This is a genomic window from Oxynema mangrovii CENA135 (assembly GCF_016632315.1).
Lineage (GTDB): Bacteria > Cyanobacteriota > Cyanobacteriia > Cyanobacteriales > Laspinemataceae > Oxynema > Oxynema aestuarii.
In genome coordinates this window covers 1,387,083-1,409,142 of the sequence record NZ_JAEOXH010000001.1, presented here as the reverse complement: position 1 = coordinate 1,409,142, position 22,060 = coordinate 1,387,083, and the positions used below count along the sequence as shown (strand labels likewise).

Below are 22,060 nucleotides of genomic sequence, written 5' to 3'. Positions count from 1 at the left end.
TCAAGCACCATCAGATTCCAGCATTCACTTAAATCATTCTCTATTATGCAACGCCAAAATAGGGATGATGTTAGCGCCGATTTGCTCGTGTAACAGGCAAGTCAATGTCAAGCTATCCTTTCTCTTTTTGCCTATAGTTGTTGTCACTTAACCCAACATAAACGCATCTAATTCATCAATATTGTGAAGAATCTCATCATCGGCAACTTCATAAGCCTCCGCTAATTCGATACTCGCTTGCAACCTCAATTCTAAGTTTAAAGCTGGATCGAAAGCGGCTTGAGCCAAGTTGCCCAATCGTTCGTATTTGGCCAAAAGATCGGCGACGATCGCCCGATATTCTCGGTCAACAGTAGCGATAGAATTTCGATCGTACTTTTCAATTTTTTGAATAACAGAAGACTCTTGTCCTAATAAATTTTTGCAAATATCCGTCACCATGCGACCCGCGATCGCGCCAATAACGATACCCACCACGGGAATCGGAATTATTGCTTGTCCGAGGATTGCTCCCGCCGCCACGATCGCCGAATCCGCACAGGCAAATAAACTTAATTCTACAAAGCGATCGCCCGTAATTTCTCCGGAATTCAAACGACCTATTAAACTCGCAATTTCTAAAGTCGCACTAGTAAAAGCCCCCGCCAAGGGAGCTGAGAGATTCGCAAAATTTGTCAACCCATAAATCGCCGTCGCCGACACCCCACCTAGCGCACCCCCTTTGACCGTATCGAGGCCAATTTCTTGCCAATCTTCTCGGGAAAGTTCGCCCTTAAAAACATTTTTCCCTTGTTTGTATTTAGCATAAATTTGGAGGGAAAATCGTATACTCCCAGCCAATACTGCCCCTTTGAGGGCAACTCGACCGACATCCCCTAAATTAGGTTGGGCGCGATCGCTAATGGAGTCCTTAATATTTTCATTTTCTTCTTTTAATTCCCGTTCTCGCCGTGCTAATGTATCCTCAACTTTATCAATCCGAACATCTTCATAATTGGAAGATGCGGGTTTAACAGTTTGTTTGAAAGAGTGACCGGAAAGCTCTTCAATTTTTTGCGCTTTTTCTTGTACGTTTCGCGCCAGTCGGCTACTGACCCCTTCAACTGATTCACCGTTTAAGATTTTGTCGATCGTTTCGTAGTGATTTTTAGGAATATGATAATATGAATCCTTTCGACCAAAATGGTCGTATTTTCTCATGTGATCGAGCACTCGATCCAAACTATTACCAATCCCGTTAACAAATTTAGATTGAACTTGAACGCCATCGATTAAATAATCTTCCGGTGCCGTTCTCCCCACCCCTTCAAACGTGGCGTGCGATCGCACTCCCTGTAAAAGCGATTTAGCATTATGAATTCCCACTTCTACTTGCTCGGCAATTTCCCCGTGTTTCGTCGCCGGACTGCCGAGAATATGTTCGGGAGTCCCGACAAACTCGCGCACCTTGTCAAACTCTCCCACGGCTTCAAGAAAAATACGATCTTGGGCGCTCAGTTGGGTTGCTAATGCTTCCGCTTGTTGCAGGTTATCGCTGTTAACAATTGCCGCAATAAATTGCGTAGTTTGATGTTGGTTCTCTAAATCCGTCATGATTTAACCAATCACAGTTATTCAATTCAAAGATAGAAATTGCTTCGCCTATCTCTAAATAGGTAGAGAAATCGTTACGTGTCATTTGCGATCGTGGCGAAATCAGCCTAGGGGCGGAAAATTCTTCGCCCCTAAGTATGAGTCAATTCAAATTAAGCTCTATATTTTTTTGTAAAGATATGCTTAAAGAACGAATCGTATTAATTAAGATATTCATTCTATATTTTAATGATTCATCAAATTTTAAGTAATTTGATGGGGCATTTTCTTCAAAAAAGAATAGCTCTTGTTTGATAAAATTAACGAGTCGAACGGTTTCTCGCTCAAGCAAATTAACTTCCTGGTTTGCAGTGTTGACCTTAACCGTATATCGTTCAAATTGCTCGGCGTTTTCGTTCGCTTCGCGAGCAATTTCCTTATTTTTATGGTTGGTCCACATTCCACTGCCTACCAAGGTCGCACCACCGATCGTCCAACCAATCGGCCCCGCCATTGCTAAGAGTGCATTTCCGGCAGCCATCCCGCCACCTCCGGCAACAAGGGCGCCACCCCCCAACCAGGCTAAAGCCGCATTGGTCGCCGCCGCACCTGATAAGGTAGCGATCGCCGTTCCCGTCGAAGCCGTTCCGAAGGTGGTTGCAAAGGCGATCGCCGCACCCGGGCCAAAACAGGCCACCCCTGCCCCTGCAATCACTCCGGCGCCCGCCGCCTTCTGTGCCAAATTGCCGGGATTGGCATCGATGAGATCTAAATCGTATTCTGCTATTTTTTGAAGTTCCTCTTTGAGATCGGCAACAACCTTGCTAAATTCTTTGGGCCTGTTAGCCAGGGTATTAATATAGTCTTCACACCGTCGAATCGTCTCAACCCCTCGATTGACCCGTGTTTGATATAGACTTTCCGCCGTAACTTTTAACTGTTCCCCCGCTTGTTCGTATTGTTCCGCCGCCTTTTTCAGTCTGGTTTGTGCTTGTTTCCGAGATTCGCTGTTCAACATAATTCGGCAACTCCTGAATGAGGGGGAAACTCCGATTGCATAACTCAGTCCAGTCTATTCGTTGTCTTTTGGCCGCAGCATCCGTATAAACACTATATTCCTCCCTCAAAGGATAACGCGATCGCTCTAGCACTTTCATCCGGTGCCGCCGTAAAAGATCGCGGCTCACTTGTGGGAATTGATATTGAAATAGAGAAAGCGATCGGGGGCAAAATGATTGCTAAAATCCGGAAGTTTAGGAATACTCAATGTAGAAATTGTCAATGTTTGACGCGCTCAAACAATTAGCCGATCGCGGAGATTCGAGGGCGATACGCTTAGGTCGTCGCCGTGGGTTTGCGTAGGGTTTCCAAAGGAGAATCGCCCCTTTAGATTGCGATCGAGAAGATCGGAAAAATAAGATAAAATAAAAGTCAATTGGCATTGCCACTTTAATTTAAAAATTAAAATTAAATATGGAGATTGACCGTAAACCTCCCTCCGATATTCCGACTTCCTTCGTCGATCCGAAAACAGGCAGGCACGTTCTCGATGTTATTTACGAACGCTTCTCAAAACCACAAGCAAACAGTATTTTTGATACAGACGATCCCTCCATTTATGTCAAGCATGAAGTAGGCGATCGCCTCCTCGGCGGCTATCGAGTCGAAGCGGTGTTTGAAGATAGTAAGACTGGGTTTTATGCCGAAGCAAGAATGCCGGAAGATCGAGAACATCCACCCGTTTTAGTCATTCGCGGTTATGGGTCTTGGTATCCGTTCGATGGGGTTTTACAAGATACGCCGGATGTTTTTATTGCCGAATTGGAATGGCAAGTAGAGGCGGCGGAAACCGTGGGAGTTGGGGAGTGGATCGAGACTTATTATCGGCAAGATCGCCCGCCGGACGCGATCGGGGAAAGTTTGGGGGGTAAAATTGTCCAGCAGTTGGCGATTCGCTATCCCCATGCTTTGCGTTCGGTAGTGACGTTTAATTCTTTGGGAATTTCGTCAGAGTTAGCGAAAAATCATCAGATTAAAAATGTTTTTCATTACTTTACTTTAGGCGAAAAATATGCTTTCTGGGCAAATCGAGGGGATTATTTACCCGGATCTTGTTTTGAAATTTCTAAACGAGGGAAAAACTGGCAATATCGGCTGACACAGATGTGTTTGTGTTTGGATATTTTAGCGGTGGTCAGATCGCTCGTCCAACGACAACGCAAGCGAGTCAAGTTATGGCGATTTGCCCGAGGCTTATTCTCGCAATTTATTTTACTCAAACGCCATAACGAAGTTATTTTAAATCGGGATAATCCGGTAGTAGTTCCGACCACGATCGCGCGTCTGCGAAAAAGTTAGATCGATCGATTAATTTTTCCAAACGCCAGCAAAGATACTTTCTACGCCTTTGGCAACTCGTTGTAAATCTTCTTTTAACAAAGGGGGCCAACCGACACGCGATCGCACGCCTTGCTCGAACAGTTGCTGACTTTGAATCGCTAAAAGATAGAGGGCTAAAACCAACGGGCGATCGAGACTATCGCGTCCTTGGACGTCTTCAAACAAGCGTTTGAGCGCCAATAAAATCGACGTGAGTTGTCCGGGGATGGGTGCTTTTCCGTCTTGCAAGCGGCGCAAGAGGTCATCGGGGTTGCGTTGAGTTTGTAGGGCCATTCCCTGATCGATCAAAAAATTGCGAGCGGTTTCGTAATCCATAACTAACCCAGACCCTCCGTGGTAAAGAGAATCGCGATCCTCTTGAGAGGCGATCGCGCGACCTCCACATTGTAAAGCTGCGACGACCCCACACGGGTTCTCGGTCCGGGCGAACAAAACCGAGCAAACCTCGTTAAAATTCGATCGCCCTCCATTAAACCGAATCTATGGAACTCAAAACCGTTGCGATCGAACTTCCCGAGGGAGCCAATCTCATCCTCGGTCACGCCCACTTTATTAAAACCGTCGAAGACCTGCACGAGATCTTTGTGGGGATTTCCGGTTCGGTCAAATTTGGGATTGCCTTTTGCGAAGCCTCCGGACCGTGTTTGATTCGCGTCAGTGGGAACGACGAAGCGCTGCAGGCGTCGGCGACGGAGAACGCCAAAGCCTTAGGGGCGGGACATACTTTTATCATTCTTTTAAAAGATGCCTTTCCCATCAACTTTTTAAATGCGATCAAACAATGTCAAGAAGTCTGTACCATTCACTGTGCCACGGCGAATCCCGTACAGGTTATCTTGGCCGAAACCGAACAAGGTCGGGGAATTTTAGGCGTGGTCGATGGATTTTCGCCGAACGGCGTGGAAACAGCCGAGGATGTGAAAGCACGGAAAGGATTTCTCAGGCAAATCGGGTATAAGCTGTGATAGGCGAGGGCGGGTTCGACCCTCTCGACCTTCAGTAAGCGGAACACGGTGCTGGAAGCATGACGCTGACGCAAGTTTGGGGAGCATTACTCATTTTCACGGTTTGTCCCCTCCTCGGTGGACTGCCCTTAATTCGCTGGCTCGTGCGGGCCGTAAGCGGGCAGGATCTCAAGACGGTGGGGACGGGAAATATTGGCGTGTCGGCGGCGTTTTACCACGGCGGACGAGTCGCCGGAATTCTGGCAGTGCTGTCGGAAGCGGCGAAAGGCATGGCGGTGGTGTGGTTGGCGCGCCAATTTTTCCCGGGGGATCCGGAATGGGAACTCATCGCCCTGTTGGCGTTGGTGATGGGGCGCTACTGGATGGGACAGGGAGCGGGAACCACCAATGTCGTTTGGGGTTTTTTGGTTCACGATCCGATCGCCTGGGGCTGCATTGTGTTGATGGGTGGGGTGAGCTTTACCCTGTTTCGACAACGGGAACAGGGACGCACCCTGGTGTTGATATTAATGCCGTTAGTGACCCTGTTGCTTCATGCCAGTGACGGGCCGAGAATCGGGGCGGCGATCGCCTTAAGCCTGCTGCTGTATTGGATTTATCGCAAAATGCCTGACGATTTGGATTTGCCCGTGGGAGACAGCCATCAAGAGTCCGAGAAATTATTTCGCTTTTTCCGGGGCGATCGCGCGATCGTCTCCCTCGACCAAACCCTCGATCCGACGAAAGTGGGAGCGAAAGCGGCTCATTTATCCCAACTCAAACGGTGGGGATATCCGGTTCCACCGGGGTGGGTGCTGCCGCCGGGAGACGATCGGGCCGCGTTAATCAGCTTTCTGGAAGTGTCCCCGCAACATCCCTTGGTGGTGCGATCGTCGGCAATTGGCGAAGACTCGGAAATTGCCTCGGCGGCGGGTCAATATGCCACCGTCACCGGAGTGACCTCGAAAGCCGAACTGCAAGGGGCGATCGCCGCCTGTCTGGCATCCTACGATCGCGCCAGTGCCGCACAATATCGGCGCGATCGCCACTTGCGCGAAGACGCGATGGCGGTGTTGATTCAACCGCAAATTCGCGGCGTCTTTTCCGGAGTCGCCTTCAGCCGCGATCCCCTCGAACGACAGGGGGATTGGGTGGCGATCGAAGCCCTCCCGGGAGAGTGCAGCCGCGTCGTTTCCGGTCGCTACACCCCCGAACGCTACCGGGTCGAAATTAGCGCCGATCGCGTCGAACCCCAAGCCAGTCCTTATCTCCCGTCCGACTTAAACTTAGAAGTCGTCGGAAGTGGCAACATTCCGGCGATCGTCCTCGAACAAGTGGCCTATCTCGCCCGTCACCTGGAAAACCGCTACCACGGCATCCCCCAAGACGTGGAATGGACTTACGACGGCGATCGCCTCTGGATCTTGCAAACCCGCCCGATTCCTACCTTGCTGCCGATCTGGACCCGCCGGATCGCCGCCGAAGTGATTCCCGGGGCGATCCGTCCCCTCACCTGGTCGATCAACCGTCCCCTGACCTGTCGCGTGTGGGGAGAAATTTTTACCGTGGTCTTGGGCGATCGCGCCCAAGACCTCGACTTCGAGCAAACCGCCACCCTGCACGACTTTCACGCCTATTTCAACGCCACCTTACTCGGGGAAATCTTCCGGCGCATGGGTCTGCCCCCGGAAAGTTTGGAATTCCTGACCCGGGGAGCCAAATTCAGCAAACCCCCCTGGCAGTCCACCTTACGCAACCTGCCCGGCTTACTGCGCCTCCTCGGGCGCGAACTGGCACTGCTGCAAGACTTTCAACAAGCCTATTTCCGGCGGCTGACCCCGGCGCTCAACGATTTGGGACGCACCCGGGAATTGGCCGATCGCGATCCCGGCAGTCGCGAGTCTCGACTCTCGGAGCCCGCCGCACTGCTCGATCGCGCCGACACTCTTCTCGAACTGCTCGAACAAACGACTTATTACAGTATCCTGATTCCCTTAAGCGTCGCCTTACGTCAAACCCTCTTAGGGGTCAGCGACAGCGAACTCGACTACAGCAAAACCCCCGAAGTCGCGGCGGTGCGATCGCTCCAAGAACTCGCCACCGCCACCCGCTTGATGATTCCCGACCTCGAAGATCTCAGCCTTCCCGGGGAAATCGGCGACTGTTCCCAACTGTTTGCCGTTTTAGCCGAAATGCCCGACGGTCAGACCGTTTTCGAGCAGTTCGACCAGTTCCTCGACCGCTACGGCTACCTCAGCGACGTGGCGACCGATATCGCCGTCCCCACCTGGCGCGAAGACCCGCGTCCCGTGCGCGCCCTGTTTTCGCAAATGCTCTTTCAAGAACCCCCCGCCGCGCCGCCGCCCAAATCTCAAGGGATCAAAGCCCAAATTCTCCAGCGCCGGATCAATGTCAAAGCCAGGGTCAGTGAAGTCTACAGCAAACTGCTCGCCGAGTTGCGCTGGACCTTCGTTACCTTAGAGCGCTTGTGGATCGATCGCGGCGAGTTGAAGGCCCCCGGGGATCTGTTCTTTCTCGAATTGGCAGAAATTCGGGCGTGGATTGACGAACCGACTTCGCAACGCGGCGATCGCTTCCGGGATCTGATTGCGGCGCGCCAGGATGCCTATCAAGGAACTCTAGAACGGCTCGCTATTGGCGCGGCAGGCGATCGCGCCTCGGTCCCCAACGTGGTCTACGGCAACGATCCGGTCACCTTCTTCCGCCCGAGTGGCGATCGCCCCAGCCGCCAGCAATGGCAGGGGATCGGGGTCAGCCCGGGACAGGTGGAAGGACGGGTCAAAATCCTGCGATCGCTCCAGGGAAGTGGGGCGATCGATCGCGATACCATCCTCGTCGTTCCCTATACCGATTCCGGCTGGACGGCAGTTCTGGCCCGCGCGGGCGGTTTAATTGCCGAAGTCGGCGGACAACTCTCCCACGGGGCGATCGTCGCCCGCGAGTACCGCATCCCCGCCGTCATGGACGTGACCGATGCCACTAACTTTTTACAAGACGGACAGCGCGTTCGCCTCGACGGTCGCCGGGGAATTGTCGAGATTCTGTGAGCGGAAGCGTCGGGGGGAAGCAGGGAATCCCCATTCCCGCCCTCTAAACTCTAAACTCTAAAATCTTCTGCCCCCACTTTTCCTCAGTTTTTGGTAAAACAGTCGTAGCCTTACCGTGGTCAACTCGTGGCGATCGCTCGGCGATCGCGGCTCCTTGACAATTCCTTTTGCAATGAACCCCTATTCCGCCGATCTCGATCTATTGTTAATGTCACCACCATTGCCAATCTTATTTGCTGTAAGTTTCTCGGGTTCCCGTGGGTAAGATGGATAGCATCGTATCGGTCTCGCCATCCCAACTCGCCCGCCGTCGCCGCCAACTGCGACGCGCCCGACGAGTCAAGCTGTTACAAAGGACTTGGCAATTCTTCGGCGCGATCGTCCTGGCTGGGGGGTTGGTGGCTCTGGCGCGATCGCCGATCTGGGTGATCGGTTCTGCCGAGCAAGTGACCGTCGAAGGAAACGAACTGCTTTCAGACCGCGCAATTCGCTCCTTACTCTCCCTGTCTTATCCCCAATCCCTGTTCCAAGTGCGTCCCGATACTCTGGTGGCCCAGCTAGAATCTAGCGGACCGATCGCCTACGCCAGCGTCACTCGCCAATTATTCCCCCCCGGACTGACCGTAGACGTGCGAGAACGCGCCCCGGTGGCGATCGCCTCGATCCCGGCCACGACCCCCACCCCTTCCGGGTCGAACGCCCCGACTGTCCCCGCCACCTCCCGCCAACTCGTCTTACTCGACGAAGAGGGGATGTGGATGCCTGTAGAAAGCTACACCTCCCTCGATCGCGGCTTGAAAATTCCCGACCTCAAAATCGTCGGCGAACTCTATCAATTCCGTCCCTACTGGCGTCCCGTTTATCGGGCGATCGCCGATTGCGCGGTTAAAATCTACGAATTAGATTGGCAAGATCCCAAAAATTTGATCTTGAAAACCGAACTGGGAAACGTTCGCTTAGGACCGTACAACTCCCGTTTTAGCGAGCGTCTCGAACTGCTCGAACGTATGCGAAAATTGCCCGAAGCGGTCGATCCCGCCCAAATCGACTACATCGACCTGACCAATCCCCAATCTCCCGCCCTTAAAATGAAGCAGCCCCCCAGTTCCCCTGCCTCCGGCGATCGCTCCTGAGGAGTTACCGACCCCTCACCGACCCGTTCGCTCCCGGTTTGGCTCTGGCCTAAATCACCGGATTGCCGCCCAACTCAATCCGTCTGCGGGTAGTTGGTTTTCTCCCCCAACTTACCCTATAGTTGAGCTTTAACTGTCTATTATTAACAACCCGTTGTATTTCTACTGTTGCCCATCCCAATGACACTTAATAGTAAACTAGGGCTTAGTCCTAAAAACTCTCATTCTGAAGGACAATCTGGTTTTCCCTCGGCAGTGGATAATTCTAATCCTTTTAACAATTCAGGGGTATATTCCGGCCAAAATCAGGACGAGCGGGTTCGACAAGAAGACACTAGAAATAACGAAATCGTGCCTAGCAGCGTAGCGAAAATTAAAGTCATTGGCGTCGGCGGCGGGGGGTGCAATGCCGTAAACCGCATGATCGCAAGCGAGTTATCCGGGGTCGAATTTTGGGCAGTCAATACCGACGCTCAAGCTTTAGTCCAATCTTCGGCGTCCCAACGGTTACAAGTCGGACAAAAATTAACGCGCGGTTTGGGCGCCGGAGGGAATCCGGCGATCGGTCAAAAAGCCGCCGAGGAATCCCGCGACGAAATCGCCCAAGCTCTCGATAATTGCGACTTGGTATTCATTACCGCCGGGATGGGTGGCGGCACCGGAACAGGCGCGGCGCCGATTATCGCCGAAGCGGCCAAGGAAGCCGGAGCCCTCACCGTCGGCGTCGTCACCCGCCCGTTTACCTTTGAAGGACGGCGGCGCACGGGTCAGGCGGAAGAAGGGATCGCCGCCCTCCAAAGTCGTGTGGATACCCTGATCGTCATTCCCAACGACAAACTCCTGACGGTCATTTCCGAACAAACTCCCGTGCAAGAAGCGTTCCGCGTCGCCGACGATATCCTGCGCCAAGGGGTTCAGGGGATTTCCGATATTATTACGATTCCTGGATTGGTTAACGTGGACTTCGCCGACGTTCGCGCCGTGATGGCGGATGCGGGATCGGCGCTGATGGGGATTGGCGTCGGTTCGGGCAAATCTAGAGCCCGAGAAGCTGCCCTGACCGCGATTTCTTCACCCCTACTGGAGTCGTCCTCGATTGAAGGGGCGAAAGGGGTCGTCCTCAACATTACCGGAGGCAGCGATCTGACCCTTCACGAAGTTAATGCGGCGGCGGAAACGGTTTATGAAGTCGTCGATCCTAATGCGAATATTATTTTTGGGGCGGTCATCGACGAGCGCCTGCAAGGGGAAATAAGGATTACGGTGATTGCCACGGGCTTTTCCCTCGAACCCCAAACTGTGGCGCCGAGAACGACGGCAACCGCGCCGCAGAAACGCTTTTCCGCTCCTTCTGCTTCGCCACCGCCACCCCCGCCAGCTCCGGAACCGAGCCCAGGGAAACCCCCGGGTTTGGATATTCCCGAGTTTTTACAACGGCGCCGTCCGCCGCGCTAGTCCCCTGGGGAGTGGTCTGGCTCCTGCGCGATCGCTCCCACTGGCTCAAAGGGTTAAATTTAGGGGTATTTAAGAATGCTTCGTTACTTTTGTCGTAGCGAAAGTTTTTCTGTTTTATAGAGACAGCGCGGTTTGGCGATCGTAAATTAGAGCGAAGTTAAGCTGTAATTTGCATTTTTAATTGGCATTGTAAGGTAAAGCCAGCAACTCAGCAGCGTCCTTCACGAAATTGAGCAGCGCTGTAACTCTTCTTTTATGTGTAGTGTTTTCTGATGAAAATGTCGCTCTCGATCGCCGCACTGGCTCGATGGAGGGTGGCGATCGCCCTGTGAACATTGTGACCGTTCAATTTTGAATTGGCAAAATTAGAAATTGCTTCAATGAAGCGGCGATCGCCGTTCGCCCCCAATTTTTTAAGGAAATCATTAACTCGAAAGCCCCAGATCGGGCGATCTCCCAACATCGAACGGTGACGACATCTTTTAATCTGTTAATGAATCAAATAAGATTCTCTAATTCCCCTTAAAAATCAACTATTTTTCTCTCCAAAAAATCTAAAATCTCAACTCTAAACTTTAAACTCTAAAATTCCCCATGACCTCGATCGCCTCCCCAACGATTCCCATCGCCCTGACCATCGCCGGATCGGATAGCGGTGGCGGCGCCGGAATGCAAGCCGACTTACGGACTTTCGCCGTTCATCGGGTTCACGGAACTTGCGCGGTGACCTGCATCACCGCCCAAAATACCCTCGGCGTCACCCGGGTGGATGCTTTACCCCCGGAGGCGGTCGTCGCGCAAATCGATGCCGTTGCGGACGATATCGGCTTTGATGCCGTCAAAACTGGGATGTTGCTCGATCGCGCGATCGTCGCCGCCGTCGCCGAAAAAGCGCGCCAAGCCGGATGGTCCAAGCTGGTGGTCGATCCAGTAATGGTCTCGCGAACCGGGGCGCAACTGATCGACGATGACGCCGTCGCCGCCTTAAAAAACCACCTCCTCCCCCTCGGGGCGATCGCCACCCCCAACCGCTACGAAGCCCAAATCTTAAGCGGTTTGGCGATTGAAACTCTCGACGACATGAAAGCCGCCGCCGAAAAAATTCACCACCACAGCCGCCACGCCGTCTTAGTCAAAGGGGGTGCCATGTCCGGAAACTGCCACGGCGTCGATGTTTGGTTCGACGGCGATCGTCTCGAAGTCCTGCAAACGACGGCAGTTAACACCCGCCACACCCACGGAACCGGATGCACCTTATCCGCCGCCATTACCGCCAATCTCGCCCGAGGAAACGACCCCCTCAGCGCCGTTAAAGCGGCAAAAAAATATGTCACCGAAGCATTACATCGGGGGTTAAATATTGGTAACGGTCAAGGTCCGGTGGGGCAAGGGGATTTTAGAGTTTAGAGTTTAGAGTTTAGATTTTAGTGCGAGGAGAACGGGAGATGACCGACGCGATCGCCTCAAAAATTCTCACAATTACAGATACTTTGCCAGGCCAAACAGCGATCGTCACTGTATAAGCTGCTTCTCTTTAACTATACATATAAGCGTCCTCAATCTATTGTATCTGAGATCGACCTAAGCAAGTAGCCAAATCCCCCTAGGGACAAGGCATTGCCATGTCTCTACAACCATCAATTTTACAACCGATTGAGGGGGCTATAATAGTTGATGAGGTGGGTATTCTACCCGCCCCACCAAAGATTTTATTCGATGGTGCTTTTTAAAAAAAATTACTGGTTTTTCTAATGCAGTTTAAATCTCTAACAGGTTATAAATCCCTGGCCACGTTAGGATGGCGACCATTTTTTCAGCAACAATTAACCCTTGAAGAGTATAGTCTTTACTTTCCTGTTCGAGTCATTGAGCAACATAAATCAATGATTACAGTTGCCAGTGATGCTTTTGTGGCGAACGTCGATCTTCAACATTCTATGCCTGAGATGGTCGTTGGCGACTGGTTGCTTCTGGATCGAGACAATCACTTTTACCGATTGCTCGATCGCAGCACCTGCTTCAAAAGAAAAGCAGCAGGTTCCAGAGTTGATTGGCAGTTGATATCTGCCAATGTTGATACTGCCTTTATTGTCTGCTCGTTGAACGCTAATTTTAATCTAAATAGAATTGAAAGGTACTTATCGCTAGTAAATGAGGCAGGTGCTCAGCCTGTTGTCGTCCTGAGCAAATCCGATCTGAACCCTTGCGCGCAAGATTTTGCGTCACAGGTTCGCCATCTCGACAATTCCTTATGTGTGGAAGCGGTCAACTGTCTGGATCGTGACAGTGTCAGTAAACTCCACCACTGGATCGGGGAAGGTGAGACGATCGTTGTTCTGGGTTCCTCTGGCGTGGGTAAGTCTACCTTGATTAACTCTTTGCTGGGGGCGAACAAGCAGAAAACCAATAGTATCCGGAAAGACGATGAGAAGGGCCGACATACGACGACCCGGCGATCGCTCATTCCCATACCGGGTGGTGGATTGATACTCGACACACCAGGGATGCGAGCAATTCAACTGGCCGATTGCAGAGACGGTATTCTGACAACCTTCTCAGATATTGAAGAGCTGGCAGCTCTATGTCGCTATAGAGATTGCCAACATCAAAGTGAACCCGGATGCGCGGTACAGAAAGCGGTTGAGGCTGGGGAAATCGATCGCAGGCGGCTGGAAAATTATCTGAAACTACTCAAAGAAGAAGCCTTTAACTCCGCAACTCTCTCGGAGAAACGAGCCAAAGACAAAGCACTGGGCAAGTTTTACAAACGAACTCTCACTGAGTCTTACAAGCAAAAAGGGAGAGAGTTTGGGTCGTATTGACAAAACATCAGCAAAACATAATGAGAAAGAGATGCGCGAGATCGCGTCTCTTTCTCATTTACCTACCGTTCTATTGCCCCTCTAGAAAGTTTCAATCCTAGTCGATGCCTTCGATGCGGTCTTCGACCTCTTGATACAACTGACGCAAGCGGTCTAAATTCTCCTCACTAGTTTCCCAGTAACCGCGACCGTTGGCTTCTAGCAAACTGGTCACCATCTTGCGGAACGAGTTCGGATTGAGATTGAGCAGACGCTTCTGCATCTCCTCATCCTTCATAAAGGTTTCGTTCGTTTCCTCGTAAACCCAGTTATCCACGGCCCCCGCCGTCGCCGACCAACCGATCGTATTGACCAGGCGTTTCGAGAGTTCGCGAACTCCCTCATAGCCGTGAGAGAGCATTCCCTCGTACCACTTGGGATTGAGCATTTTGGTGCGGGCGTCGAGGCGCACGGTTTCCGACAGGGTGCGGACTTGGGCGTTCGCCGTGGTCGTGTCGGCAATGTAGGCCGCAGGTTTTTTGCCGTCGCCGCGCAATTTTTCGACCACCTTGGTCGGGTCGGAGTCGAAATAGTGGGAAACGTCGGTGAGGCTGATTTCGGAAGAATCCAGATTTTGGAAAGTCGCGTCCGCCGTTTTCAACGAGGACTCGAAAATACCGCGATCTTGTTCCATCATCCCCGGATTGTCGGAGTTAAACGCAAACGACTTGCGCTTGAGATACATCTCTTGCAACTCGGATTCGTCTTCCCAGGTGCTGTTTTCCACCGCCAGGTTGACGTTGGACGCATAAGAACCGGAAGCGTTGGAGAACACGCGGGTCGCCGCTTGGCGCAAGTTGATGCCCATTTCTTCCGCTTGTTTCAAGGCGTGTTTGCGAACGAAGTTCATTGCTACGGGTTCGTCCGCTTCGGCGGCCATTTTCACCGCTTTATCGAGTAAGTTCATTTGGTTGATGAACAGGTCGCGGAAGACGCCGGAACAGTTAATGACGACGTCAACGCGAGGACGGCCCAATTCTTGGAGGGGAATCAGTTCCAATTTGTTGACGCGACCGAGGGCGTCGGGAACGGGTTTGACGCCGACCATCCACATGATTTGGGCGAGGGATTCGCCGTAGGTTTTGATGTTGTCGGTTCCCCAGAGGACGCAGGCGATCGTTTCGGGATAGTGACCGCCGTTTTCCTGACGTTGCCGTTCTAAGAGACGGTCTACGACGATTTTCGCCGCTTTGACCGCCGCCGCCGTGGGGATGGCTTGTGGGTCGAGGGCGTGGATGTTTTTCCCGGTGGGTAAAACGTCGGGGTTGCGGATGGGGTCGCCACCGGGTCCGGGGAGGACGTATTCCCCTTCGAGGGCGCGCAGGAGGGCGCCGAGTTCGTTGTCGGCGCAGACTTGTTCCAAGCAGAATTCGAGATACTCGAATAGGGGTTTGAGAGGTTCGGGATCGACGTTGGTATAGCCGAGTTCGTGGAGGGCTGCCACCCAGGGGGCTTTTTTGCCCATGTTGAAGAAGTTGAGCTTGGAGACTTTGGAGACGCGACCTTCGGCGTCGGTTTGCTCTTTGACGAGGGCGGCGATCGCCTTACGGCTGGCGATCGTGATGTCTTGTAGCAACTGTACGTCTTCGAGGACGCCGCGATCGTTGTTGCTGTAGATCTCGTCGATATCGCGTCCGAGGCTGTTGGCAATAATGCGCGGTAAAGATAAAATTCCTTCTTCTTCGCGATCGAGGGAGGCGATATTCACCAAGGTTGCGACGGCTTCTTCTGATGTTGGCGGTTTGCCGATGACGTGGAGGCCGCAGGGCAGCAACCGGGATTCGATCTCCATTAATTTACGATAGACTTGCCCGATAATATTGTCTCGCTCTTCGGCGCTCATCTCGGCGGCGTCGGTGTCGGGCAGGTCGATATCTTTGTCCAAGTTAACCATGCGGCACTTGTCCATAATCGTATTGACGATCGGAATGCCACGCCCGGTATCTTTGAGGGTTTGATAGGACCCGACCAGTTCGCCGAGTTCTTGCAAGCCTTTATACAGTCCGGCGTTTTCGGCGGGCGGGGTGAGGTAGCTGATCGTTTCGGCGTAGCTGCGGCGTTTGGCGATCGTCGCCTCGCTGGGGTTGTTCGCCGCGTAGTAATAGATATTCGGGGTATTGCCGATTAAGTTATCCGGGTAGCATTCCCCAGACATGCCGATTTGTTTCCCGGGCATAAATTCTAAGGACCCGTGGGTGCCGAAGTGCAGCACCGCATCGGCGCCCCAAATCCGTTCGAGATAGGTGTAGTAGGCGGCAAAGCCGTGATGGGGACTGGCCGATCGCGAGAACAGCAGCCGCATCGGGTCGCCTTCGTAACCGAAGGTGGGTTGCACGCCGATAAACACGTTACCGAATTGTTTCCCGTAAACTAACAGATTCTGCCCGTCGCTGTTGAGGTGTCCCGGGGGCGGTCCCCAGTTTTCGTGCAGCCGTTCGGAATAGGGGGTCAGCTTCTCGTATTCGGGCACGGACATCCGATAGGCGACGTTGAGTTCCGGGCTGGCATACTGAGCTTGGGCGTCGTGGATGACTTCCTCCATCAGCTTTTCGGCGGATTCGGGGAGGTCTTGAACGTCGTAGCCGTTGCCTTGCAGGGCTTTCATGACTTCGTAGATCGACCCGAACACGTCGAGATAGGCGGCGGTTCCGACGTTGCCTTTATCCGGCGGGAAGCTGAAGATCGTGATCGCGACTTTTTTATCCAGTTTGGGTTTGCGCCGCAGGTTGGCCCATTTGAGGGCGCGTTGGGCGACGGCTTCGATGCGGTCTTGCAGGGCGATCGCCTTCCCGGTGGCGCCGTCGCGTCCGGAGAGGATAATCGGTTCGATCGCGCCGTCGAGTTCGGGGATCGCAATTTGCAAGGCCACTTGAATCGGGTGCAAACCCAATTCGCTATCCTGCCATTCTTCCGTGGTTTGGAACACCAAGGGCAGGGCGACCATATACGGGCGATTCAAGCGCTTGAGCGAATCGATCGCCTTGGGATGGTCCTGACGGGCCGGACCGCCGACCAGGGCAAATCCGGTCAGGGAAACCACCGTATCCACCAAGGGCAACGGTTCGACCCCTTGGGCGCCGACATCCCAGAAGTAAGCATCGACGGGTTTTGAGAAGTCCAAGCCTCCGGCAAACACGGGAATGACCCGGGCGCCGAGGGCTTCGAGTTCTTGCACCATCGCCACGTAGTGGGCGTCATCCCCGGTGACGAGGTGGGTGCGTTGCAACACCAAGCCGACACAAGGGGCGAGGGGATCTTTCAAATCCTCGGGGATGTCGTCGCGCAGATCGTACCAGTTGAGGTATTCTTTGACATCCTCGAACATTTTCGGCGCGAGGGGATGCCAGATGCCCATATCCGGGTAGACCACCGGATCTCGATATTTTAAATCGGTGTCCTTTAAGCCGTTTTCACCCTTGCAGACATATTTGTCCGCCAGCATTAACAAGAAGTTTTCCAAGTTTTCCGGCGAACCTCCCAGCCAGTATTGGAAACTGAGCATGAAGTTGCGCGCGTCTTGGGCTTTATCGATGGGGAGGTATTTTAAAACTTTGGGCAGGGTTTGCAGCAGCTTGAGCATTCCGTCTTGGAACGACCCGCCGGATTTTTGTTTGCGCTTTTTCATGAATTGGGCGATCGCGCTCTTCGATTGACCCAATTGCGCCATCGAAAAGCTGCCCATTTTGTTGAGTCGCATCACTTGCGGCATCGAGGGGAAGACGACCGCCACGTCGAGGCGATCGCGCACGGGTTCGACGGCGGCGACGACTTTATCGGCTAACTCTTCAATAAAGATCAGGGAGGCAATGAAGATGTTGGCACTCTCTAAATCTTGTTTGAAATCTTCATAATTCTGCGGGTCGCGCAGTTCCTCGATCAGATAGCCACTGATTTCAATCGCCAAACTCGGATTTTCCTTGTTGAGTTGGCGCACTGCTGCGGAGAGGGCACTCTGATACTGAGCTTCTAGCACGACATAGACCACCTTGAGCAGTTTCCGCCCCCGGAGGTCGTCTGGGGCAATGTGTCGAATGGTGGGCTTGACGTGAGTGAACATGCAGTTGAACTCCTTCTAGATGCGCGTTGGGCAATTAGGCAGGACAAAAAGAAAAAAGAGGGTCTATCGGGGTCTAGGTTCTTGGCCTAGATTTTAATAGAACTATATTGAGTGTTTTTACCAGAAAATGCTTGACAGATGGGGCTTTTAGACCCTATCTGACACAATTCGATAAAAAAGCCGCCATAAATCTTAACATTTATTCATCATTACCTTAAAGGTTGCTCTCATTATTTTTTACAAAAATTAACTATTGAAACATTGACAATTCAGATCTAAAATGCATCATTTCGAGATTGCCGGGGACGAGGATCGCGGTGGCGAACCGCAAACGGAGGAATCGAGAGCCGTGACAAGCAAGGATGGGCGATCGCCCCCGGAACGGCCACAATCGGCTTGAAACTATAATCGAACTAACTTCATCGACTCGAACCCTTTTGTATATGAGTTTTGCGATTTTCGACCCCAATTTTTACCTAGAAAATAACCCGGACGTGAGAGCGGCGATCGCTGCCGGAACCGTCGGCAGCGCCCTCGCCCACTTTACCCAATTCGGCCTCAACGAAGGCCGCGTCAACGTTTCCCCCTTATATAGCGAAGCCTTTTACCTGCAAAACTATCCCGACGTCGCCGATGCAGTCACTCGCGGCGTCATTTCCTCCGGCTTGCAACACTTCATCCAATCCGGCGAAGCCGAAGGACGCACCCGCATTTCCCCCTTTTACGACGAACAAACCTATCTCGATCGCAACCCCGACTTGATCGGCGCCATTAGCAACGGCATCATCAGTTCCGGACTGCAACACTACCTCAACATCGGCAGAAACGAAGGACGACTCGGCGGCCCAGTCCTGAGTACCCCCGGGGCCGGATTTGACGAAGACGCCTACTTAACCTCCTATCCCGACGTTGCCGATGCCGTCGCCAGGGGAGCCTTTGCCTCCGGACGCGACCATTACGAACGATTCGGGCAATTTGAAGCCACTCGCGCTGGGTTCTTCTTTGGCAGTAACGGCAATGATGTCGTGCGCGCATTTGGGGTAAATGCAGGCATTGTTGGAGTTGATTTCGATAATCTTGCCCGTATTGGAGAGGCTTCTTTAGACGGGCGTCCCGTCAGTCTGGGGGTTGGAGAAATCGACACGTTAATCGGATCGGCGGGCAGTGATTTCTTCAACCTCGGGGTGGGAACTTCCCCCGCGAATCCGACCCCGGCATCCTTTTATGTGGGCAATGGAGATGGAGATTTTGCGATCGTGCGCAACTTCGACCCGCAAAATGACTTTATGTTGTTAGCGAACCGCGTCGATAACTATCGTTTTGCCGTCGATGGGGGCAATTTGCGGATTTCCACGTCGTCTGGGGACTTGGTGGCGATCGTTGAAGGGGCGCAAAATATTGGTTTGGCCGATTTCGAGGTCGAACCGAATACGTTCGTCCTCGGGGGTCGCAACTCGATCCCGGCGATTGGTAATTTCACCTCGGGATTTAACGAGGGGATTTATTTAGCGGTCAACGGCGACGTAGCGACGGCGGTGAGTGAAGGACGTTTGAGTTCTGGATTGCAACATTATCAGCAATCGGGACAGGCGGAAGGTCGGGTCGGCGTGTTTACGGGAACGTCAACGAGCGATCGCGTCGAAGCCTTTGGCAGCAATACGACGGTCATCGGGGTCGGCTTGCAGTTGGTTCAAACCCAGCAGGGGTTGGATGTGGTGCCGCGCAGTTTCGGTAACGGTGAAGTCGATACCTTGATTGGCGGTTCCGGGGCCGATTTATTCGTCCTCAGTCCGGGGGTGAGTCCGGCGAACCCGGATTTAGTCACCTTTTATACGGAGGCGGGCGATCGCGATTTTGCCCAGATCGAGCAGTTCGAGGTGGGACGCGATCGCGTGCAGTTAGGCGGTACGCCGGAAGACTATTCCTTCCAAGTGGCGAACGGTAATTTTAATATTTTCACGGCGGGGGGCGATCTGGTCGGAGTCGTTGCCGGGGTTATCGATTTGGAACCGTCCGCATTGCGTGCGGATCGAACCTTTTTCCTGAGTTAAACCGGGTCGGACGGGCGATCGCGCAAGGCTTTTAACAGTTCGACGACGTCTCGATGACCCTCTTGAGAGGCCCACACGAGGGCGGTAAATTTGTGGTTATCTTTGGCGCGAATGTCGGCACCGCGATCGCCCAACAGGCGCACGATCTCCAGATGTCCTTTGGCGGCGGCAGCCATTAAAGCCGTCAAGCCGAACGCGGTGCGGGCGTTGGGGTCTGCTCCCGCATCGAGGAGCATTTCGCAGCTTTTGAGATCCCCGCCGCCTGCGGCAGTCATTAACGGCGTCCAGCCGTCGTTATCGGCGAGATTGGGGTCGGCATCGGCTTCGAGGAGGATCTTGAGAATTTCGACGGATCCGGCTTCGACGGCGATCGCGATCGCCCCCATGCCCTCCGCATCGGTCCAATTGAGTGACTGGGTGGTGCTTATAGCGGCTTTGACTTGTTGTGGGTCGCCCGATCGCACGGCTTCGATCAATTCGCTCATCTGTGAAGTTTTCGATATTTGTGGATACGTTAGAATAACGTTTCGATCGCCGTTATCCTTTTGGGCAAGGGGCTTTAGTAAAATTCACTCTAGAATTTTATCGGGAAAAAAACAAGAATGCAGCCCGTCGATATTGTCATTTTGGCCAACGGTCCGGGAGAGGTGGCGACCTGGGTGCGTCCGACGGTGCGATCGTTGCGGCGACAGTTGGGGGACGATCGCGCCTCGGTGCGGATTTCCCTGATTTTGTCTCCCTGTCCCCACGCGACGGGGAAGGAAGCGGCGATCGCCCGTTCTTACCCGCAGATCGATCGGGTACAAGACCCGCAGCATTTTTGGCCGTTTTTGTTGTGGGGAAAAACTGCCGAATCGTGGGAGTGGCGATCGCGCGGGGTGGTGTTATTTCTCGGCGGCGATCAATTTTTTACCCTCGTGGTGGCGAAACGCTTGGGCTACCGCAGCATAATTTATGCCGAATGGGAGGCACGTTGGGTGCCGTGGATCGATCGCTTCGCCCTGATGAAACCGGAGATCGGGCGGCGGGTTCGGGCCAAATATCGCCCCAAGTTAACGGCGATCGGCGATTTGATCGCGGAAGTCGCCGCAGAAGTGAGAGAAAATCTCGATAAAAGTGAGAAAAACCTCGAATGTATCGGCTTGCTCCCCGGGTCGAAACCCGCCAAACTCGCTCAGGGGGTACCCTTGTGTCTGGCGATCGCCGAAATTTTAGCCCGGGAAAGGCCGCAAACTCACTTTATGATTCCCGTCGCCCCCAGTTTGGATCTCGACACGATCGCCCGCTTCGCCGATCCGGAGCGCAATCCCCTGCTGTCGCGCTTTGGAACCCGGGGTGCCAAGTTGGGGCGATCGCCCGCAGGAGAGCCGCAGTTGGTCACGGAAACCGGAGTGCGGATTCGCCTGCATACCGCCAGTCCCGCTTACGATTTGCTCGTTCGCTGTCGCTTGTGCTTGACCACCGTCGGCGCCAATACGGCAGAGTTAGGGGCGTTAGGGGTGCCGATGCTGGTATTGTTGCCGACCCAGCAACTCGACGCCATGCGCGCTTGGGACGGATTGCCGGGATTGTTAGCAAATTTGCCCTTGGTGGGAACGGGATTGGCGAAAATTATCAACGGGTGGGTGTTGCGTCAGGGACGCTTGTTCGCGTGGCCGAATCTTTGGGCGGGTCGAGAGATCGTCCCCGAGTTGGTGGGAGCGTTGGAACCGTCGGCGGTAGCGCGCGAGGCGATCGCCTTATTGGAGGATCCCGAACGATTGGAGCAGATGCGCGATCGGCTCAAAGCCTTACGGGGTCAAGCAGGAGCCGCCGACGCTCTAGCCAGTATCATCCGAGACGAGTTAGAGAAAACCGAGGCAAATTAGCGGGAAGATTCTCCATCGCGGCGTCCGAGTTCGTAAATTCCGCCTCCCATACAAGCAATCAAGCCGACACTAATCGCCCAACTGTCGCCGAGACTCAATTCAACTCCGTAGTTACACAAACCACCGAGCAAAAAGAAAGGGATGATGCTCAAAATCGAGGCATAAAAAGCATTTTGGGATTCCCGGGCTTTGCGCGTTCGTTCGTATTCCGCTTCCGAGGTGTAGAGCGATCGCTCGGCAAAGTTAAACCATCGTTTGAGCTGGGTGCTAATCCATTCGGTCGTCGGGAAAAAAGCCAGGTAGAGGGCTAAAGACCACAAACTGGCTCCGGCGATCGCCGTCGGATTGAGAACGAACCGAAAAGGTAAAATGTCTGTCAGCATGGAAGATTCCGGGGTGAGCTTGGGCGCGGGTTGGCGAAACATAAAAGCGATTGTAACGAAATTGCAAACAAAGGTCATTAGGGGGAGGCGCGATCGCTGCGTAGCGCGCTCAACTCCAACATGTCCACTCCTCATCCCAGATCGAGCCGTTCGCTGCCAACTTGCCAAATAAGTTTCGATCGAGGGCGATCGCGGCGCTATGCTATGCAAGAGGCGATCGCCAAGTTCGCCGTGAAACTCTCAAGTTTCTGCGTGGCAGCCATGAATC

Annotated in this window: 16 protein-coding genes; 9 read left to right on the top strand and 7 right to left on the bottom strand. The window is 53.2% G+C overall.

Features of this window, described 5'->3' with window-relative positions:
* Nucleotides 1–147 precede the first annotated feature (147 nt).
* Both JJD41_RS05485 and JJD41_RS05480 read right to left on the bottom strand, forming a co-directional pair.
* Nucleotides 148–1,593, bottom strand: a complete 1,446-nt coding sequence (locus JJD41_RS05485; RefSeq protein ID WP_200665062.1) for a hypothetical protein — start codon at nt 1,591–1,593, stop codon at nt 148–150.
* A gap of 142 nt (nt 1,594–1,735) precedes the next feature.
* Nucleotides 1,736–2,590, bottom strand: coding sequence for a hypothetical protein (locus JJD41_RS05480; protein ID WP_200665061.1), 855 nt, complete (start codon nt 2,588–2,590; stop codon nt 1,736–1,738).
* A gap of 455 nt (nt 2,591–3,045) precedes the next feature.
* On the opposite strand from JJD41_RS05480, the gene JJD41_RS05475 reads away from it, so the two are divergent.
* On the top strand, nt 3,046–3,930 hold the full coding sequence (locus JJD41_RS05475) for an alpha/beta hydrolase family protein (RefSeq protein WP_200665060.1): 885 nt from the start codon (nt 3,046–3,048) through the stop codon (nt 3,928–3,930).
* A gap of 9 nt (nt 3,931–3,939) precedes the next feature.
* Here JJD41_RS05475 and JJD41_RS05470 read toward each other — a convergent pair whose 3' ends face one another.
* Complete coding sequence (locus JJD41_RS05470; RefSeq protein ID WP_200665059.1) at nt 3,940–4,287, bottom strand: Dethiobiotin synthetase; 348 nt, start codon at nt 4,285–4,287, stop codon at nt 3,940–3,942.
* 167 nt (nt 4,288–4,454) lie between these two features.
* Between JJD41_RS05470 and JJD41_RS05465 the strand changes: the two genes are divergently transcribed.
* The 4 genes from JJD41_RS05465 to ftsZ all read left to right on the top strand — a co-directional run bounded on the left by JJD41_RS05465 (nt 4,455) and on the right by ftsZ (nt 10,572).
* Nucleotides 4,455–4,937, top strand: coding sequence for an adenosine-specific kinase (locus tag JJD41_RS05465; protein WP_200665058.1), 483 nt, complete (start codon nt 4,455–4,457; stop codon nt 4,935–4,937).
* Between the two features lie 59 nt (nt 4,938–4,996).
* Nucleotides 4,997–7,984, top strand: coding sequence for a glycerol-3-phosphate acyltransferase (locus JJD41_RS05460; RefSeq protein ID WP_200665057.1), 2,988 nt, complete (start codon nt 4,997–4,999; stop codon nt 7,982–7,984).
* Nucleotides 7,985–8,250: 266 nt separating this feature from the next.
* Nucleotides 8,251–9,117, top strand: coding sequence for a cell division protein FtsQ/DivIB (locus tag JJD41_RS05455; RefSeq protein WP_200665056.1), 867 nt, complete (start codon nt 8,251–8,253; stop codon nt 9,115–9,117).
* A 180-nt stretch (nt 9,118–9,297) separates the two neighbouring features.
* Entirely contained in the window at nt 9,298–10,572 is a 1,275-nt protein-coding gene (gene ftsZ, locus JJD41_RS05450) for a cell division protein FtsZ (protein WP_200665055.1), read from the top strand.
* Nucleotides 10,573–10,825: 253 nt separating this feature from the next.
* Here the strand turns inward: ftsZ and JJD41_RS05445 are convergent, their stop codons facing one another.
* Complete coding sequence (locus JJD41_RS05445) at nt 10,826–11,035, bottom strand: hypothetical protein (RefSeq protein WP_200665054.1); 210 nt, start codon at nt 11,033–11,035, stop codon at nt 10,826–10,828.
* Nucleotides 11,036–11,166: 131 nt separating this feature from the next.
* Between JJD41_RS05445 and thiD the strand changes: the two genes are divergently transcribed.
* Both thiD and rsgA read left to right on the top strand, forming a co-directional pair.
* Nucleotides 11,167–11,979: a bifunctional hydroxymethylpyrimidine kinase/phosphomethylpyrimidine kinase gene (gene thiD, locus JJD41_RS05440; protein WP_200665053.1), complete on the top strand. Its 813-nt coding sequence runs from the start codon at nt 11,167–11,169 to the stop codon at nt 11,977–11,979.
* Nucleotides 11,980–12,323: 344 nt separating this feature from the next.
* Nucleotides 12,324–13,394: a ribosome small subunit-dependent GTPase A gene (gene rsgA / locus JJD41_RS05435; protein ID WP_200665052.1), complete on the top strand. Its 1,071-nt coding sequence runs from the start codon at nt 12,324–12,326 to the stop codon at nt 13,392–13,394.
* A gap of 97 nt (nt 13,395–13,491) precedes the next feature.
* Here the strand turns inward: rsgA and JJD41_RS05430 are convergent, their stop codons facing one another.
* A complete protein-coding gene (locus tag JJD41_RS05430; protein ID WP_200665051.1) occupies nt 13,492–17,490 on the bottom strand; it encodes a magnesium chelatase subunit H in 3,999 nt (1,332 codons plus the stop codon).
* A 443-nt stretch (nt 17,491–17,933) separates the two neighbouring features.
* On the opposite strand from JJD41_RS05430, the gene JJD41_RS05425 reads away from it, so the two are divergent.
* A complete protein-coding gene (locus JJD41_RS05425; protein WP_200665050.1) occupies nt 17,934–19,541 on the top strand; it encodes a hypothetical protein in 1,608 nt (535 codons plus the stop codon).
* Here JJD41_RS05425 and JJD41_RS05420 read toward each other — a convergent pair.
* Nucleotides 19,538–20,026, bottom strand: a complete 489-nt coding sequence (locus JJD41_RS05420) for an ankyrin repeat domain-containing protein (protein ID WP_200665049.1) — start codon at nt 20,024–20,026, stop codon at nt 19,538–19,540. The two genes, JJD41_RS05425 and JJD41_RS05420, sit on opposite strands and share 4 nt — an antisense overlap.
* Nucleotides 20,027–20,143: 117 nt before the next feature.
* Between JJD41_RS05420 and JJD41_RS05415 the strand changes: the two genes are divergently transcribed.
* Nucleotides 20,144–21,409, top strand: coding sequence for a glycosyltransferase family protein (locus tag JJD41_RS05415; protein ID WP_200665048.1), 1,266 nt, complete (start codon nt 20,144–20,146; stop codon nt 21,407–21,409).
* Here JJD41_RS05415 and JJD41_RS05410 read toward each other — a convergent pair.
* Nucleotides 21,406–21,792: a hypothetical protein gene (locus JJD41_RS05410; protein ID WP_200667097.1), complete on the bottom strand. Its 387-nt coding sequence runs from the start codon at nt 21,790–21,792 to the stop codon at nt 21,406–21,408. The two genes, JJD41_RS05415 and JJD41_RS05410, sit on opposite strands and share 4 nt — an antisense overlap.
* Nucleotides 21,793–22,060: the final 268 nt, after the last annotated feature.